Genomic DNA, 15,461 nt, shown 5'->3' with positions numbered 1-15,461 from the left:
ATGCCCCGCCGTGAACGCCTGCCCACCGAATGAACCCTGCCCCCGCGTGGCGGTGCGGGCCTTGTGCGCGTTCGCGGCCCGCAGCGGCGACCTTGACTTGCGCTTCACCCCCTCGCCCTCGGCCGCCGATGGCATCGCCGGCCATGCCACCGTCACCAGCCGGCGGGGGCCCGACTACCAGCGCGAGTTGCCCTTGGCCGCCCTCTGCGCCGGCCTGCAACTGCAAGGCCGGGCAGACGGCGTGGACCTTGTCGCGCGGCGGCTCGAAGAAATCAAGACCCACCGGGGCGACGCGCAGCACATCGCCACCAACCAGCGCGCCCTGCACTGGGCCCAGGCCAAGCTCTACGGCTGGATGCTGTGCGAGCAGCAGGGCTGGGATGGCCTGGAGCTGGCCCTGGTTTACTTCCACATCGACACCGGCGAAGAAACCGTGCTCACCGAGTGGTGCGAGCGCGAAGCACTGGCCGCGCACGCCCAAGACCTTTGCCAGCGCTACCGGCAATGGGCCCACCAGGAGGCCGCCCACCGCGCCGCGCGCGACGCCGCCCTGGCCGCCCTGCGATTCCCGTTTGGCGAGTTCCGCGCCGGCCAGCGCGAGCTGACCGAGGCGGTGTTTCGGACCCAGCGCGGCGGCCGCCACCTGCTGGCCCAGGCGCCCACCGGCATCGGCAAGACCGTGGCCACCCTGTTTGCCACCTTGCGGGCCATGCCCGAGGCACAGGGCGATCAGCTGCTCTACCTCACGCCCAAGACGCCGGGCCGCCAGCTCGCCCTGGACGGCCTGCGCCGCCTGAACGCCCAGCCCCTGCGCGCGCTGGAGCGCGTGGCGCGCGACAAGGCCTGCGAACACCCCGAGGCCGCCTGCCATGGCGAGGCCTGTCCCCTGGCGCGTGGCTTCTACGACCGCCTGCCCGCCGCGCGGCAAGAGGCCGCTCAAGCCGCCTGGCTGGACGCGGCGGCACTGCGCCGCATCGCCCTGGCCCATGGCATCTGCCCCTACTACCTGGGCCAGGAAATGCAGCGCTGGGCCGACGTGGTGGTGGGCGACGTGAACCACTACTTCGACATCAGCGCCCAGGCCTGGGCACTGGCGGTGGCGCAGGAATGGCGCGTGCACCTGTTGCTGGACGAAGCGCACGCCCTGGTGGAACGCGCCCGTGGCATGCACAGCGCCGAGCTGAACCCCGCCAGCTTCGAGGCGGCCCGCGCCCAGGCGCCACAGGCGCTGCGCCGCGAGATGGCGCGCCTGCACCGGCACTGGGGCGAGCTGGGGCGCGACTTGCGCCAGCCCTGGCAGCCCCTGCCCGACCTGCCGCAGGCCTTTGTGCAGGCCCTGCGCCAGCACGTGGGCACCCTCACCGACCACCTCGCCAGCCACCCATCGGCCAGCGCGGGTGCCCTGCAGACCTGGCTGTTCGACGCCTTGCAATGGCTGCGCGTGGCCGAGACCTTCGGCGAGCACGCCCTGGCCGACCTGAGCGCCACGCCCCGCCTGGGCCGTTCAGCCCCCCGCCCGCGCCTGGCCATTCGCAACGTGCTGCCCGCGCCCCTGCTGGCCCCGCGGTGGGCCAGTGCGCACAGCGCCACGCTGTTCTCGGCCACGCTGGCGCCCATGGACCACATCGCCACCCTGCTCGGCCTGCCCGAAGACGCAGCGCGCCTGGCCGTGCCCTCGCCCTTCCCCCCCAAGCACCTGCAGGTGCGCGTGCTGCCCAAGGTGTCCACCCGCTATGCCGACCGGGCGCGCTCCCTGCCCTTGGTGGTGCGGGCGATGGCCGAGCAGTTCCAGGCCCAGCCGGGCAACTACCTGGCCTTCTTCAGCAGTTTCGACTACCTGCAGCAGGCCCTGGACGCCTTCGCCCAAGCCCATCCCGAAGTGCCGGTGTGGCAACAAGAGCGCGGGCCCGACGAAGCCGCGCGCGCGGCCTTCCTGGCGCGCTTTGGGCCTGAGAGCCAAGGCGTCGGCTTCGCGGTGCTGGGGGGCGCGTTTGGTGAGGGCATTGACCTGCCCGGGCGCCGGCTGATCGGGGCCTTCATCGCCACGCTGGGCCTGCCGCCGGTGAACCCGGTGAACGAGCGCCTGCGCGAACGGCTGCAGCAAATCACGGGGCACGGCTTCGAGCACACCTACCTCTACCCCGGCCTGCACAAGGTGGTGCAAGCCGCCGGGCGCGTGATCCGCACACCTGAAGACCAGGGCGTGGTGGTGCTGATGGACGACCGCTTCCAGCGGCCCGATGTGCGCGCCTTATTGCCGCCCTGGTGGCGGCTGTGAGGCTCAAGCCTCCAGCGGGCTTTCCTCGGCCTCGGGCAGGCGGGTGATGAGCACGCGGTCGATGCGCCGCCCTTCCACCGCCTGAACCTCCAGGCGCCAACCCGCGCAATCGACGAACTGGCCCTCGTCCAGCAGGTCGCCGGCCACGGTCTGCATCAGGCCGGCCACGGTGGCGTAGCGGCCCTTGTCTTCGTCGGGCAGCTCGTCAATGTCAAGCCGGGCCTTGAGCTCGGCCACCGGCATGGCGCCGTCCACCTCCCAGGCGCCGTCTTCGCGTTGCGTGGCCCAGGCGTCCACCGGCTTCTCGGGCGAGAGCTCGCCGGTGATGGCCTCGAGCATGTCGCGCGGCGTGAGCAGGCCCTGCACCACACCGTACTCGTCCACCACGAACACCATGCGCGTGGCGCGCGAGCGGAACTGCTCCAGCAACTCCATGCCACTGAGGGTTTCGGGCACGAACACGGCGGGCTGCACCTGGCCGCCGACGGCCGTCTTCACGCCCTCGGCCTGCAAGGCCAGCAAGCGCGGCAGGTGGATCACGCCAATCACGTCTTCCAGGCCGCCCCGGCAAACGGGGTACCACGAGTGGCCCGTGGTCCAGGCCTTCTGCACGGCGGCGTCGATGTCGTCTTGCGCGTCCAGCCAGGCGATGTCGGAAGCCGGCACCATGATGGAGGTGAGCTGGCGGTCGTCCAGGCCGAACACATTGCGCACCATCTGGTGCTCGTGCTCTTCGATGATGCCGGCGTCCACGCCCTCTTCCAGGCTGGCCTTGATCTCTTCCTCGGTCACGTGCTGCACCGCGCTGGTGTCGATGCGCAGCGCCTTGAGCACCCATTGCGTGGTGTGCGTGAGCAGCCACACAAACGGCTTGGCGCCCTTGGCCACGGCGGCCATGGGGCGCGACACCCAGCGCGACACGGCCTCGGGGTAGAGCTGCCCGATGCGCTTGGGCACCAGCTCGCCAAAGACGATGGTGATGAAGGTGATGACCACCACCACCACGGCGGTGGCCACCACGCTGGCGGTGGCAGGCGTCAGGCCAAACACCTGCAGGGCCACGGCCAGGTCGCCACTGAACGCCGCCTCGCCCACGATGCCGTTGAGCATGCCGATGGAGGTGATGCCCACCTGCACCGACGAGAGGAACTGCGTGGGGTTCTCCAGCAGCTTCAGCGCGGCCTGCGAGCCTTTGTCGCCAGACTCGGCCATGGCGGCGAGGCGGGCTTTGCGGCTGGAGGCCAGGGCCAGCTCAGACATGGCGAAGGCGCCGTTGAGCAGGGTGAGAAAGGCAATGAGAACGAAATCCATAATCGAAGCATGGGACTCTACATGATCGGCGACGTTCAAGGCTGTGATGACGCCTTGGACCGCCTGCTGACCGACATTGGCTTTTCACCCAGCCGCGACACGGCCTATGTGCTGGGCGACCTGGTCAACCGGGGGCCGGCCTCGCTGGCGGTGCTGCGCCGGCTGATGGCGCTGGACGGTGCCGTGCACTGCCTGCTGGGCAACCACGACTTGCACCTGCTGGCGGTCTCGCAAGGCATCCGCAAGCCGCACCGCAGCGACACGGTGGACGACATCCTCGACGCGCGCGACCGCCATGTGCTGATCGACTGGCTGCGCGAACGTTCCATGGCCCTGCACGCGCACGGCTGGCTCATGGTGCACGCCGGTGTGCTGCCAGGCTGGGACGTGGCGCAGACACTGGCGCTGGCCGGCGAGCTGGAGGCCACGCTGCGCAGCGCCGACTGGGCGCATGGCCTGCGCGAGATGTATGGCAACGAGCCCAACCGATGGCACGACAGCCTGCACGGCGCCGACCGCCTTCGGGTGATCGTGAACGCGCTCACGCGGCTGCGCTTCTGCACGGCCGACGGCGAGATGGAGTTCCACACCAAAGACAGCGCCGACGCGGCGCCAGCGGGTTTCATGCCCTGGTTCGATGTGCCGGGCCGGCGCACGGCCGATGCGCGCGTGGCCTTCGGCCACTGGTCCACCCTGGGTGGCCTGGCGCGCCCCGGGCTGTTGGCACTGGACACCGGCTGCGTGTGGGGCGGCTGCCTGAGCGCCGCGCGCCTGAGCGATGCCGGCGAGGTACTGGAGACCGTGGCGGTTCGCTGCCCGCAAGCACAGAAGCCCGGGCGAGGCTGAAAAACCTCAGCCCTGGCTGGCCGGCGCGTCGGCTGGGGCCTGCTCGGCCGCGGGGGCGGCGCTCGCCGGGATGGCAAAGCTCTTGAAGAGCGCCGGCACCTTCTTGCGGGTCTTGATGTTGGGCGACAGGCGCGAGTTCACCGGCTTCTGCGCCGTCTCCCAGGCGGGCGGCGCGTCAGACGAGGCGCTGGGTTCGTAGGGCTGATCGAACAGCGGATCGGCCGGCGGGCGCGGCGCGCGCACCGGGCGGGCCGGGCGCTCGGCGGCGGCGCGAGGCGCGCGCTCTTCGCCCTCGCCCCGTTGCCAGGCGCGCTGGCCATCGTTGAAGCGGCCAGGGGGGCGGCGCTCGGCTTCCAGCTCGAAGGGCTCAATGTCGAGCTTCTTGCCCAGCAGCTTTTCCAGGTCGCCCACCAGGCGGGCATCGCGCCCACCCACGAACGACACGGCCAGGCCAGACGCACCGGCGCGGCCCGTGCGGCCAATGCGGTGCACGTAGTCTTCGGCGTTGAACGGGATGTCGAAGTTGAACACCGCCGGCACGTCCTTGATGTCCAGGCCACGGGCGGCCACATCGGTGCAGATCAGCAGGTCCACCGCGCCACTCTTGAACGCCTCCAGGGCTTTCAGGCGCTCGTCCTGGCTTTTGTCGCCGTGCAGGGCCGTGGTGTTCAGACCGTCGCGCTCCAGCGAGCGCGCCAGGCGGGCACAGCCCAGCTTGCTGTTGACGAACACGAAGGCTTGCTTGATGCCGCGATCGCGCAGGATCTGGCGCAGCACGGCGCGCTTGTCGTCGTCTTCCACGCGGTAGAGGTGCTGCTCAACCGTGGAGGCGGTGGCGTTGGAACGCGCCACTTCCACCGTGATCGGGTCTTGCAGGTAGCTGCCGGCCAGGCGCTTGATCTCGGGCGAGAAGGTGGCGCTGAAGAGCAGCGTGGTGCGCTGCTTGGGCAGGTAGCTCAGGATGCGCTGCAGGTCGGGCAGGAAGCCGATGTCGAGCATGCGGTCGGCTTCGTCGAGCACCACGTACTCCACTTGGTTGAGCACGCAGTTCTTGGCCTCGATGTGGTCCAGCAGGCGGCCCGGCGTGGCCACCAGCACCTCCACGCCTTTCTTCAGCTCGGCGGTCTGGGGCTTCATGTCCATGCCACCGAACACCACGGTGCTGCGCAGCTGGGTGTACTTGGCGTAGAGCTTCACCTGCTCGGCCACCTGGTCGGCCAGTTCGCGCGTGGGCAGCAGCACCAGGGCGCGCACCGGGTGGCGCGCCGGCGAGGTGGAGGCGTTCTCGTGCTTGAGCAGGCGCTGCAACAGCGGCAGCGAAAAAGCCGCCGTCTTGCCCGTGCCGGTCTGGGCCGCGCCCATCACGTCGCGGCCGGTCAGCACCTGCGGAATGGCCTGCGCCTGGATGGGCGTCATGGTCTCGTAGCCCATCTCGGCCACCGCGCGGGCCAGGGCCGGCGCCAAGTTCAATTCAGAAAAGGATTGCGTCATTGCGTTCAAAGTTAGCCCGATATTGTCGCACCTTGGGGTATTTGCACCGAATTCGCGCGACGCAAGGGCTCATAAGCGTTCGGTCTTGAAGGTGTCACAGGCCTGTACCCGGCCCGTGCTCAAGCCGGTGTGGAACCAGCGCTGGCGCTGCTCGCTGGTGCCGTGGGTGAAGCTGTCGGGGACCACGTGGCCCTGGCTGCGGCGCTGCAGCGCGTCGTCGCCAATGGCCGATGCCGCGTTGAGCGCCTCGTCCACGTCACCGGGCTCGATCACCTGGCCGGTCTTGTCGTTGTGGTGGGCCCAAATGCCAGCGAAACAGTCGGCCTGCAGCTCCAACCGCACCGACAGGGCGTTGTATTCGCGCTGGCTCACGCGGCCGCGCACGCGCTCCATCTGCTCGGTGATGCCCATGAGGTTCTGCACGTGGTGGCCCACCTCGTGCGCGATGACGTAGGCCTGGGCGAAATCGCCCGGCGCGCCGAGCTGGCGCTTGAGGGTCTCGTAAAAGGCCAGGTCGATGTAGACCTTCTGGTCGGCCGGGCAATAGAAGGGGCCCATGGCCGACTGGCCGGTGCCGCAGGCCGTGGGCGTGGCCCCGCTGAACAGCACCAGGCGGGGTTTGCGGTACTCGGCCCCGCCTTCGCGAAAGATGGCGCCCCAGGCGTCTTCGGTGCCGCCCAGCACCGAGGCCACGAAGCGGCCCATTTCATCGGCCGGCTGAGCGGGCGCAGAGCGTGGGGCCTCCACCGCCACCGGGGCGCCCATGTCGCCGCCGCTGAGCGCGCCCAGAATGGTGAGCGGGTTGATGCCAAAGAGCCAGCCCGCCACCAAGGCGATCACGATGGTGCCCAGGCCAATGCCTCGCCCGCCCACGCGGGGGCCACCACCGAATCCGCCCATGCCGCCGCTGTCACCGCGCCGGTCTTCGATTTGATCGGACTCGCGGTTGTTTTCCCATTTCATGGCCCTGCCCCCCGCGCCACACCGTGTGGCGAGCGCCGATGATACGGAGGGAGGGTATTCAACCCAAGGCGGGCGCGATGTCGCTGGTCTGGCGGCCCTGGAAGTCGGTCCAGCAGCGGCGGGTGAAGTCGTAGAGCTTGCAGCGGCGCGCGGTGTCGAAGTACCAGCGCCACGAGAAGCGCTGCACGATGATGCGGCCGGGCAGCGCCTGCTCCAGCAGCGATTGCGCGCCCTTGAGCTTGTAGAGCGGAATGCTCATGTCCACGTGGTGCGCGGTGTGTTCCATGATGTGGTGCATCAGCGCGCCGATCTTCATCGGGAAGGTCAGGTGCACGGTGGTGGACACGAAGGGCGCGGCCTTGCCCCAGAGCACCTTGTCGTCGTGCCACTGCACCGAGGTGTGGGTGTGGTGCACGTACACCACGAAGCCGATCATGGCGTTCCAGAACACGAAGGGCACCACGAAGCCATAGCCCAGCATGGCCCAGACCGAGCGGTCAAGCGCCAGGGCCGCGGCCACCAGGCCGCCGATCCACACCGCGCCGGCCACCGCCGACACGACGCCGTCGCGCACGAACTCGGCGCGGCGCGAGGCCATGTACTGCTTGTTCGGAAAGAACATGCGCAGCCACCACATTTCAATGAAGTAATAAGCCGCCGGGCCAAAGCCGCTGCGGTAGAAGCGCTCCAGCAGGCGACGGCCGGGGCTCAGGGCGTCGAACTCGGCCTTGGTGAGCGGGGCCCAGACGAAATCGACGCCCTTGAGGTTGGTGTAGCCGTGGTGCACCACGTTGTGCCCCACTTCCCACAGGCTGTAGGGCGTGAGCGAGGGCAGGAAGGCAACGCGACCCAGCCAGCGGTTCAGGGCGCGGTGCGGGGTGTAGCTCTGGTGGCAGGCGTCGTGGCCAATGATGAACAGGCGGCCAATCATGAAGCCGCAGGCCAGGCCGCTGAGCAGGCGCGCCCACCAGGCCTCGAACAGGATGGTGCCGGCCATGAGCGCGGCGTAGATGACCAGGTCAACCGCCAGCAGCACGATGGCCAGCACCGTCTGGCGCTGGGCCAGGGGCGTGAGCCAGCCGCGGATCACCTTGCGGTGCGGCATGGGCGTGTCGGCGGGAATGGGCGTGGGCAGGGAGGGGGGATTCATCGACATGGGCCGGGATGCTAGGCAGCCCCCCGGCCCCGCGCTTTGACCCAGGTCAAGGCCCCGGCCAGCCGCGCCAGCCCAAAAAACAACGGCCCGATGAACGGGCCGTTGGTGGGGGAGTGTGGTGTTTCAGGCCTTGGGCAAGGTCACGCCCACCTGGCCCTGGTACTTGCCGCCCCGGTCTTTGTAGCTGGTCTCGCAGACCTCGTCGCTCTCGAAGAACAGCACCTGGGCGCAGCCCTCACCGGCGTAGATCTTGGCCGGCAGCGGCGTGGTGTTGCTGAATTCCAGCGTCACGTAGCCTTCCCACTCGGGCTCGAAGGGGGTGACGTTGACGATGATGCCGCAGCGGGCATAGGTGCTCTTGCCCAGACAAATCGTCAGCACGTTCCGCGGAATGCGGAAGTACTCCACCGTGCGGGCCAGCGCGAAGCTGTTGGGCGGGATGATGCAGACGTCGCTGTGGATGTCCACGAAGCTCTTTTCGTCAAAGTTCTTCGGGTCGACCACGGTGCTGTGGATGTTGGTGAACACCTTGAATTCGGGCGCGCAACGGATGTCATAGCCGTAGCTGGAGGTGCCGTAGCTGATGACGCGCTTGCCATCGACCTGCCGAACCTGCTGAGGCTCGAAGGGCTCGATGAGGCCGTGTTGCTCGGCCATGCGGCGGATCCACTTGTCGCTTTTGATGCTCATGGAGCGCGATTGTAGGCAGTCGCGGCCCGGGTTCAGGTGCCCACCACCGCGCCCACGATCAGGAAATACGTCAACAGGCTCAGCAGGTCTTGCACGATGGTGGCCAGCGGCCCGCTGCCGTAGGCCGGGTCGCTGCCCAGGCGGCCCAGCAGCCAGGGCAAGGCCAGGCCGATGGTGGACGCCAGGCCACCGGCCACCACCAGGGCGCTGGCCACCGCCAGGGCCAGGCGCGCGTCGCCAAAGGCCAGCCACACCGCCGGGAAGGTGATGCTCCCCAGCACCAGGCCGATCAAGAGGCCGGTGCGCAGCTCGCCGCCCACCAGCGTGGACACCCGCGAATGGCTCAGCGACAGGCCGCGCACCGCCACGGCCTCGGACTGCGTGCCGATGGCATCGGCCAGGTACACCAGCCCCGGAATGAAGAAGGCGATGGCGGGGTGCATGGCCAAGGCCACCTCGAAGCGCGAGACCACCAGCGTGGCCAGCATGCTGCCCAGCAGGCCCAGCAACAGCCAGGGCAGGCGGTGGCGCAGGCGGCGCAGCGGAGGCGCTTCAATGGCCTCGCGGGCGCGCTGGGCCTCGCGGGTGATGCCGGCCAGGCGGTGCAGGTCTTCCACGTGCTCGCGGCGAAGAATGTGCAGCAGCGCAGCGGTGGGCACCACGCCCAGCAGGCGGTCATTGGCGTCTACCACGGGCACGGCGGTCAGGGTGTGGTGCAGGGCCAGCGAGGCCACGCGCTCCTGGTCGGTGTTGGCGCGCACGCGCGGCGCCTGCCGCTCGGCCACGTCGCCCAGGCGCACGCCGCCCGGCAGGGACAACAGGCGCCCCAGCGGCAAGGTGCCGAGCAGGCGTTCGCTGTCGTCAAGCACGCAGACCACGTCGGTGCATTCGGGCGGGTGCTCGCGCCAGGCCGCCAGGGCCTGGGCCACGGTGTGGTCGGCCATCGCCCGGGGCACGCTGGCCACCGCGTGGTGGGCAGCGGTCTCGCCGGCAGCGATCGGCTGAGCCATGGGATTCACAGGTGTCGAGGCGTCCATGCAGGGGCTCCGCGCATCGCAAGGGGATGCCCGGCGATTCTGCGGGATACACCCGCGCGCCACACAGGTATTTTCAGAAACTTCTGAAAATTCAAATCCATCTGAATACAGTGGCGCACCATGCCACTACAAGACCACCTTCCTCCCCTCAACCGCGAGTTCGTCGCCCACTTCGGTGAAATGGGCAGCCGTTGGGGCATCAACCGCACCGTCGGCCAGATCTACGCCCTGCTGTTCATTTCGTCGCGGGCACTCAATGCCGACGAGATCGCCGAGACGCTGGAGTTTTCGCGCTCCAACGTGAGCATGGGCCTGAAGGAGCTGCAGGCCTGGCGCCTGGTGCGCCTGCGCCACCAGCCAGGCGACCGCCGCGAGTACTTCGAGGCACCGGCCGATGTGTGGGAAATCTTCCGCGTGCTGGCCGAGGAGCGCCGCCGCCGCGAGGTGGAACCCACGCTGTCGATGCTGCGCACCGCCCTGCTGGAGACCCCCAAGACCGACGCCGAGCGCCACGCCCAGGCCCGCATGCGCGAGATGCACGACCTGATCGACCGGCTCATGACCTGGTTCGATGACGTGCAGAAACTCGCGCCCGAGACGGCCATGCAGCTCATGGGCATGGGCGCCACGGTGACCAAGGTGCTCGAACTCAAGGACCGGCTCACGGGCAAAGGCGGCGCCCGGGGCGACACCAAGACCAACGCCGCCTGACCCAGAAGGAGCCCCGCATGGACGCCCTGCTTCTCTCGCGGCTGCAGTTCGCCGCCAACATCAGCTTTCACATCCTTTTCCCCACCATCACCATCGCGCTGTGCTGGTTTCTGGTGTTCTTCCGGGTGCGCTACCTCGTCACGCGCCAGCCGGCCTGGGAAGAGGCCTATTACTTCTGGACCAAGGTGTTCGCGCTCACCTTCGCGCTGGGGGTGGTCTCGGGCATCGTGATGAGCTTTCAGTTCGGCACCAACTGGCCGGGCTTCATGGAAAAGACCGGCAACATCTCGGGCCCCTTGCTGGGCTATGAGGTGCTCACCGCCTTCTTTCTGGAGGCCAGCTTCCTGGGCATCATGCTGTTCGGCCGGGGCCGCGTGAGCGAGCGCGTGCACCTGATCGCCACCTTGCTGGTGGCCGCGGGCACCACGATGTCGGCCTTCTGGATCCTGAGCCTGAATTCGTGGATGCAGACGCCCGCGGGCTTCGAGATCGTCAATGGCCAGTTCATCCCCACCGACTGGCTGGCCGTGGTGTTCAACCCCTCTTTCCCTTACCGCTTTGCGCACAAGCTGCTGGCCTCCACCCTCACCGCGGGCTTCCTGATCGCCGGCCTGAGCGCGTGGCAGTTGCTCAAGGGCAGCGCCACGCCGGGCACCCACAAGGCGCTGCGCACCGCCGTGGCCGCGGTGATGGTGGCCATGCCGCTGCAGTTCGTGGTGGGCGACCTGCATGGCCTGAACACGCTGGAGCACCAGCCAGCCAAGATCGCCGCCATGGAAGGCGTGTGGGAAACCGAGCGCGGCGCGCCAATGACGCTGTTTGGCTTTCCCGACGAGGGCGAGCGCACCACCCACCTGGCGGTGAAGGTGCCCAAGCTGGCCAGCCTGATCCTCACCCACGAGTGGGACGGCGAGATCAAGGGGCTGAACGAATTTGAAGGCCAGCACCCCCCCGTGGCGCCCGTGTTCTGGGCCTTTCGCGTGATGGTGGGTGTGGGCTCGCTGATGCTGCTGGTGGCCGCCGTGGCCGCCTGGCAGGTGTGGAAGGGCCGCCGCCGCGCTGAGGTGGTGCTGCCCAAGCCCCTGCTGTGGACGCTGGCCGGGATGACGTTCTCCGGCTGGCTGGCCACGCTCTCGGGCTGGTACGTCACCGAGATTGGCCGCCAACCCTTCATCGTCTATGGCGCGCTGCGCACCGCCGAGGTGGCCACCCACGTGGCGCCGGCCAACATCGCCCTCACGCTCACGGCCTATGTGGTGGTCTATGGCCTGCTGCTGGTCACCTACGTGGGCGTGCTCAAGTACATGGCCGAACACCCGGTGAAGCACGCGCCCACCGACCTCACCACCGCCGAACTCGGCAAAGCCGGAGTCTGACCATGGCACACATGACCTGGGCCGAATGGCTCCCCCTGATCTTCATGGCCGTGATGGGCCTGGCCCTGCTGGCCTACGTGGTGCTCGACGGCTACGACCTGGGCGTGGGCCTGCTGCTGCCGCTGGGCGACAACGGGCAGAAGGACACCATGGTGGCCAGCATCGGCCCTTTCTGGGACGCCAACGAAACCTGGCTGGTGCTGGGCGTGGGCGTGCTGCTGGTGGCCTTTCCCATGGCCCTGGCGCCGGTGTTTCAAACGCTCTACCTGCCGGTGGCGCTCATGCTGATCGGCCTGATCCTGCGCGGCGTGGCCTTTGACTTTCGCGTGAAGGCGCCGCTGCCCTACAAGGCCTTCTGGAACCGCGCCTTCTTCGTGGGCTCGCTCATGGCCAGCGCCTCGCAGGGCTGGATGCTGGGCAGCTACATCACCGGCTTTGACACCGGCGCGCTGGGCCTGGCCTTCAGCCTGGGCATTGCCCTCACGCTGCCGGCGGCCTATGTGCTGCTGGGCGCGGGCTGGCTGATCATGAAGACCGAGGGCGCGTTGCAGCAGCGCGCCGTGGTGTGGGCGCGGCGCGCGCTGTGGCCGGTGGCGGTGGCGCTGGTGGCCATCTCGGGCGCCACGCCGCTGGTGAACCCGGCCGTGATCGACAAGTGGTTCAGCGTGCCCCTGGTGTTCGCGCTGCTGCCGGTGCCGCTGGCCTGCGCGGCCTCGCTGTTCGCGGTGCGCTGGGTGCTGACCCACCCCGAGATCATTCGCGCCGGCCACGGCTGGGTGGTGTTCGTGGCCACGGTGCTGATCTTCGTGCTGGCCTTCTTCGGCCTGGCCTACAGCATCTACCCCGACATCGTGATCGGCCGCATGACCGTGTGGCAGGCCGCCATTGGCACCGCCTCGCTGAACGTGGTGTTCGTGGGCGTGGCCATTACCTTGCCCGTGATCATCGCGTACACGATCTTCATGTACCACGTGTTCTGGGGCAAGGCGCGCGAACTGACCTATAAGTAACCCCCCGCCGCGCTGCGCGCGACCCCCCAGGGGGCGATGCCCTGCGGGCCGGCAGAGCCGGACCCGCGGCATCCTCGATTGAGGGAACCCTTCGCGCCGGACAGGCCTGGGTTTGTCTCAGGTTTTCCCGGCGATCACCGTCTGCGCGACGGCGCGGTCGTCGCCTAGCACGATGAGGGAGAAGAGCAGTTCGTCGAGTGAGTTGGCTTGCGCGGTTTTGCGGGCCAGCAGGGGCGTGGCCTGGGGGTTGAGGCGCACGAAGTCGGCTTCTTGGCCGACGCGCAGGCCGCCTACCACCTGGCCCAGGCCGAGGGCCTGGGCGGCGCCGGCGGTGTGCAGCCACCACAGGCGCGAGGGCGTGAGGCTGAGACCGGCTTTGGTGTGGCCTTCGCGGCCCACGAAGTAGGCGGCGAGCATGGTGTGAAAGGGCGAGAAGCTGGTGCCGCCGCCCACGTCGCTGGCCAGGCCGTGGCGCATGCCGGCGTCTTGTGCGGCGCCGAAATCGAAGAAGCCGCTGCCCAGGAACAGGTTACTGGTGGGGCTAACGGCGGCGGCGGTGCCGGTGGCGGCCATGAGGGCGCGGTCGGTCTCGTCCAGGTGGATGCAGTGGGCGTAGACGGCGCGCTCGCGCAACAGGCCGAAGCTGTCGTACACGCCCAGGTAGCTGCGCGCCTGCGGGTACAACTCGGCCACCCAGCGCACCTCGTCGCGGTTTTCGGCCACGTGCGACTGGATCCAGACATCGGGGTAGCGCGCGGCCAGCTCGCCCGCGCCGCGCATTTGCGCGTCGGTGCTGGTGGGCGCGAAGCGCGGGGTGATGGCGTAGCCCAGGCGGTCCACGCCGTGCCAGCGGCGAATCAGGTCTTCGGTGTCGATCAGGCTCTGCTCGGTCTGGTCGCGCACGCCGTCGGGGCTGTGGCGGTCTTGCAGCACCTTGCCGGTGATGAAGCGCAGGCCACGGGCGCGCGCCTCGGCAAAGGCGGCGTTCACCGAGGCCGGGTGCGAGGTGGAAAAGGCCAGCGCCGTGGTCACGCCGTGGCGCTGCAGCTCGTCAAAAAAGAAGCGCGCCACCTCGGCGGCGTAGGCCAGCTCGGCAAAGCGCGACTCGTGCGGAAAGGTGTAGTGCTCCAGCCAGGGCAACAGGCCGTCAGCGGGCGAGCCGATCACGTCGAGCTGCGGGTAGTGCAGGTGCAGGTCAATGAAGCCGGGGGCGATGAGGTGCCCGCGCCAGTCTTGCACCGGCAGATCGGGGTACTGGCCGATGAGCGCGGCGTGGTCGCCCGCGGCGTGCACCACGGCCTGGCCCTGGGCGTTGGGGCCCACCACCAGCAGGCCATCGGCGTCGTACAGGGGGGTGCCGTCGTCGGCAAAGCGCAGCAGGGCCGCGCGGTAGGCATGGGTCGTCATGGAGGCCAAGCCTAACCGCTGGCGGGGCGGGCGGCATACGCGATGGCCAATGACGGCCATCCAGCGGCCATCGCGTGGGTCAGGGCTTCACCTGGCCCTGCACGCCTTGCACCAGCCAGTTCATGTTGGCGATGGCGTCTTCGCCCAGGCGCTGCCCGGCGGGAATGACCACGTGGCCCTCGTTGTCGCGCAGGGCCTGGCCGCGCGGCGCGGCGAACACGGTGATCTTGCCGGCCGCCATTTCCGATTGCCGGATCAGCACCTCGCGCTGCACCTTCTCGGGCACGCGGCGGCCAAAGCCTTCGACGCGGATCATGCCGTCGGCCACGCCGCCCCAGGTGCTGCGGCTGGCCCAGCTGCCGTCGAGCACGGCCTTCACGCGGGCGGTGTAGTAGTCGTCCCAGCGGTGGGTCACGGCCACCACCTGGGCGTCGGGCGCGATGCGGCGCATGTCGGAGTGGTAGGCCACGGCCAGCTTGCCGCGCTCTTGCGCGGCCACCATCACGGCGGTGGAGCCCACATGAAAGGCCAGCACCTCGGCGCCCTGGTTCATGAGCGCCATGGCGGCGTCGCGCTCGCGCGGCGGGTTGAACCACTCGCCCATCCACACCACCTTCACCGTGGCCTTGGGGTTGACCGAGCGCATGCCCAGCGCAAAGGCGTTGATGCCCTGGATCACCTCGGGAATGGGCAGCCCCGCCACGTAGCCGGCCTGCGTGGCCAGGCGGCCGGCGGCCACGCCGGCGAGGTAGCGGCCCTCGTAGTAGCGAGCGTTCACCGTGGCCACGTTGGGCGCGGTTTTGTAGCCGGTGACGGACTCGAACTTCACGTTCGGGAATTCGCGCGCCACCTTCAGCGTGGGCTCCATGTAGCCAAAGCTGGGCGTGAAGATGATCTGGTGGCCCTGCTGCGCCAGGTCGCGGATGACGCGCTCGGCGTCGGCCCCTTCGGGCACGTTTTCCACGTAGTGCGTCTGCACGCGCGGCCCCAGGGCCGCCTGCACCGCCTGGCGGGCGATCTCGTGCTGGCGCACCCAGCCCGCATCGGTGAGCGGGGCCACATAGACAAAGGCGGCCTTCACCGGCTCGGCCTTGGCCAGCTGGGCGTGAACGATGGGGGAGACGAAAAAGCTGGCGGCCGCCAGGACGCAGGCGCGCCGGGCCACGAGGTTTTTGTACATGGTGT

General features: G+C 69.0%; 13 protein-coding genes. 5 read left to right on the top strand and 8 right to left on the bottom strand.

Features of this window, described 5'->3' with window-relative positions:
* Positions 1-10: 10 nt before the first annotated feature.
* On the top strand, positions 11-2,278 hold the full coding sequence (locus tag ACE3RQ_RS00290) for an ATP-dependent DNA helicase (protein ID WP_374518751.1): 2,268 nt from the start codon (positions 11-13) through the stop codon (positions 2,276-2,278).
* A gap of 3 nt (positions 2,279-2,281) precedes the next feature.
* Here ACE3RQ_RS00290 and ACE3RQ_RS00285 read toward each other — a convergent pair whose 3' ends face one another.
* Complete coding sequence (locus ACE3RQ_RS00285) at positions 2,282-3,589, bottom strand: hemolysin family protein (protein WP_374518750.1); 1,308 nt, start codon at positions 3,587-3,589, stop codon at positions 2,282-2,284.
* Between the two features lie 9 nt (positions 3,590-3,598).
* Here ACE3RQ_RS00285 and ACE3RQ_RS00280 point away from each other — a divergent pair, with 9 nt between their 5' ends.
* Entirely contained in the window at positions 3,599-4,435 is an 837-nt protein-coding gene (locus ACE3RQ_RS00280; protein ID WP_374518748.1) for a symmetrical bis(5'-nucleosyl)-tetraphosphatase, read from the top strand.
* A gap of 6 nt (positions 4,436-4,441) precedes the next feature.
* Here the strand turns inward: ACE3RQ_RS00280 and ACE3RQ_RS00275 are convergent, their stop codons facing one another.
* The 5 genes from ACE3RQ_RS00275 to ACE3RQ_RS00255 form a co-directional block, all read right to left on the bottom strand.
* Positions 4,442-5,926: a DEAD/DEAH box helicase gene (locus ACE3RQ_RS00275; protein WP_374518747.1), complete on the bottom strand. Its 1,485-nt coding sequence runs from the start codon at positions 5,924-5,926 to the stop codon at positions 4,442-4,444.
* A 69-nt stretch (positions 5,927-5,995) separates the two neighbouring features.
* Complete coding sequence (locus ACE3RQ_RS00270) at positions 5,996-6,889, bottom strand: neutral zinc metallopeptidase (RefSeq protein ID WP_374518745.1); 894 nt, start codon at positions 6,887-6,889, stop codon at positions 5,996-5,998.
* 58 nt (positions 6,890-6,947) lie between these two features.
* On the bottom strand, positions 6,948-8,045 hold the full coding sequence (locus tag ACE3RQ_RS00265) for a fatty acid desaturase (RefSeq protein WP_374518743.1): 1,098 nt from the start codon (positions 8,043-8,045) through the stop codon (positions 6,948-6,950).
* 123 nt (positions 8,046-8,168) lie between these two features.
* Positions 8,169-8,735, bottom strand: coding sequence for a dCTP deaminase (dcd, locus tag ACE3RQ_RS00260; protein WP_374518741.1), 567 nt, complete (start codon positions 8,733-8,735; stop codon positions 8,169-8,171).
* Between the two features lie 32 nt (positions 8,736-8,767).
* The gene (locus ACE3RQ_RS00255; RefSeq protein ID WP_374518739.1) at positions 8,768-9,745 is read right to left on the bottom strand and encodes a magnesium transporter; all 978 of its coding nucleotides are present in this window, start codon (positions 9,743-9,745) and stop codon (positions 8,768-8,770) included.
* A gap of 147 nt (positions 9,746-9,892) precedes the next feature.
* On the opposite strand from ACE3RQ_RS00255, the gene ACE3RQ_RS00250 reads away from it, so the two are divergent.
* From ACE3RQ_RS00250 to ACE3RQ_RS00240, 3 genes are read left to right on the top strand one after another with little or no spacing between them, the layout of a single operon-like run.
* Positions 9,893-10,483 carry a GbsR/MarR family transcriptional regulator gene (locus ACE3RQ_RS00250; protein WP_374518737.1) on the top strand — a complete coding sequence of 197 codons (591 nt, stop codon included), beginning with the start codon at positions 9,893-9,895 and terminating at the stop codon, positions 10,481-10,483.
* A 17-nt stretch (positions 10,484-10,500) separates the two neighbouring features.
* Positions 10,501-11,859 carry a cytochrome ubiquinol oxidase subunit I gene (locus ACE3RQ_RS00245; RefSeq protein ID WP_374518735.1) on the top strand — a complete coding sequence of 453 codons (1,359 nt, stop codon included), beginning with the start codon at positions 10,501-10,503 and terminating at the stop codon, positions 11,857-11,859.
* Positions 11,860-11,870: 11 nt separating this feature from the next.
* Positions 11,871-12,869, top strand: a complete 999-nt coding sequence (locus ACE3RQ_RS00240) for a cytochrome d ubiquinol oxidase subunit II (RefSeq protein WP_374519666.1) — start codon at positions 11,871-11,873, stop codon at positions 12,867-12,869.
* Positions 12,870-12,986: 117 nt separating this feature from the next.
* Here the strand turns inward: ACE3RQ_RS00240 and guaD are convergent, their stop codons facing one another.
* Both guaD and ACE3RQ_RS00230 read right to left on the bottom strand, forming a co-directional pair.
* Positions 12,987-14,276, bottom strand: a complete 1,290-nt coding sequence (gene guaD / locus ACE3RQ_RS00235) for a guanine deaminase (protein ID WP_374518733.1) — start codon at positions 14,274-14,276, stop codon at positions 12,987-12,989.
* A 79-nt stretch (positions 14,277-14,355) separates the two neighbouring features.
* Entirely contained in the window at positions 14,356-15,456 is a 1,101-nt protein-coding gene (locus ACE3RQ_RS00230) for a BMP family ABC transporter substrate-binding protein (protein WP_374518731.1), read from the bottom strand.
* Between the last annotated feature and the right edge of the window lie 5 nt (positions 15,457-15,461).

This window comes from Hydrogenophaga sp. (assembly GCF_041913525.1).
Classification (GTDB): Bacteria; Pseudomonadota; Gammaproteobacteria; order Burkholderiales; family Burkholderiaceae_C; genus Hydrogenophaga.
Note: the sequence above shows the minus strand (reverse complement) of the source record. Positions and strands in the feature narration are given on the sequence as shown.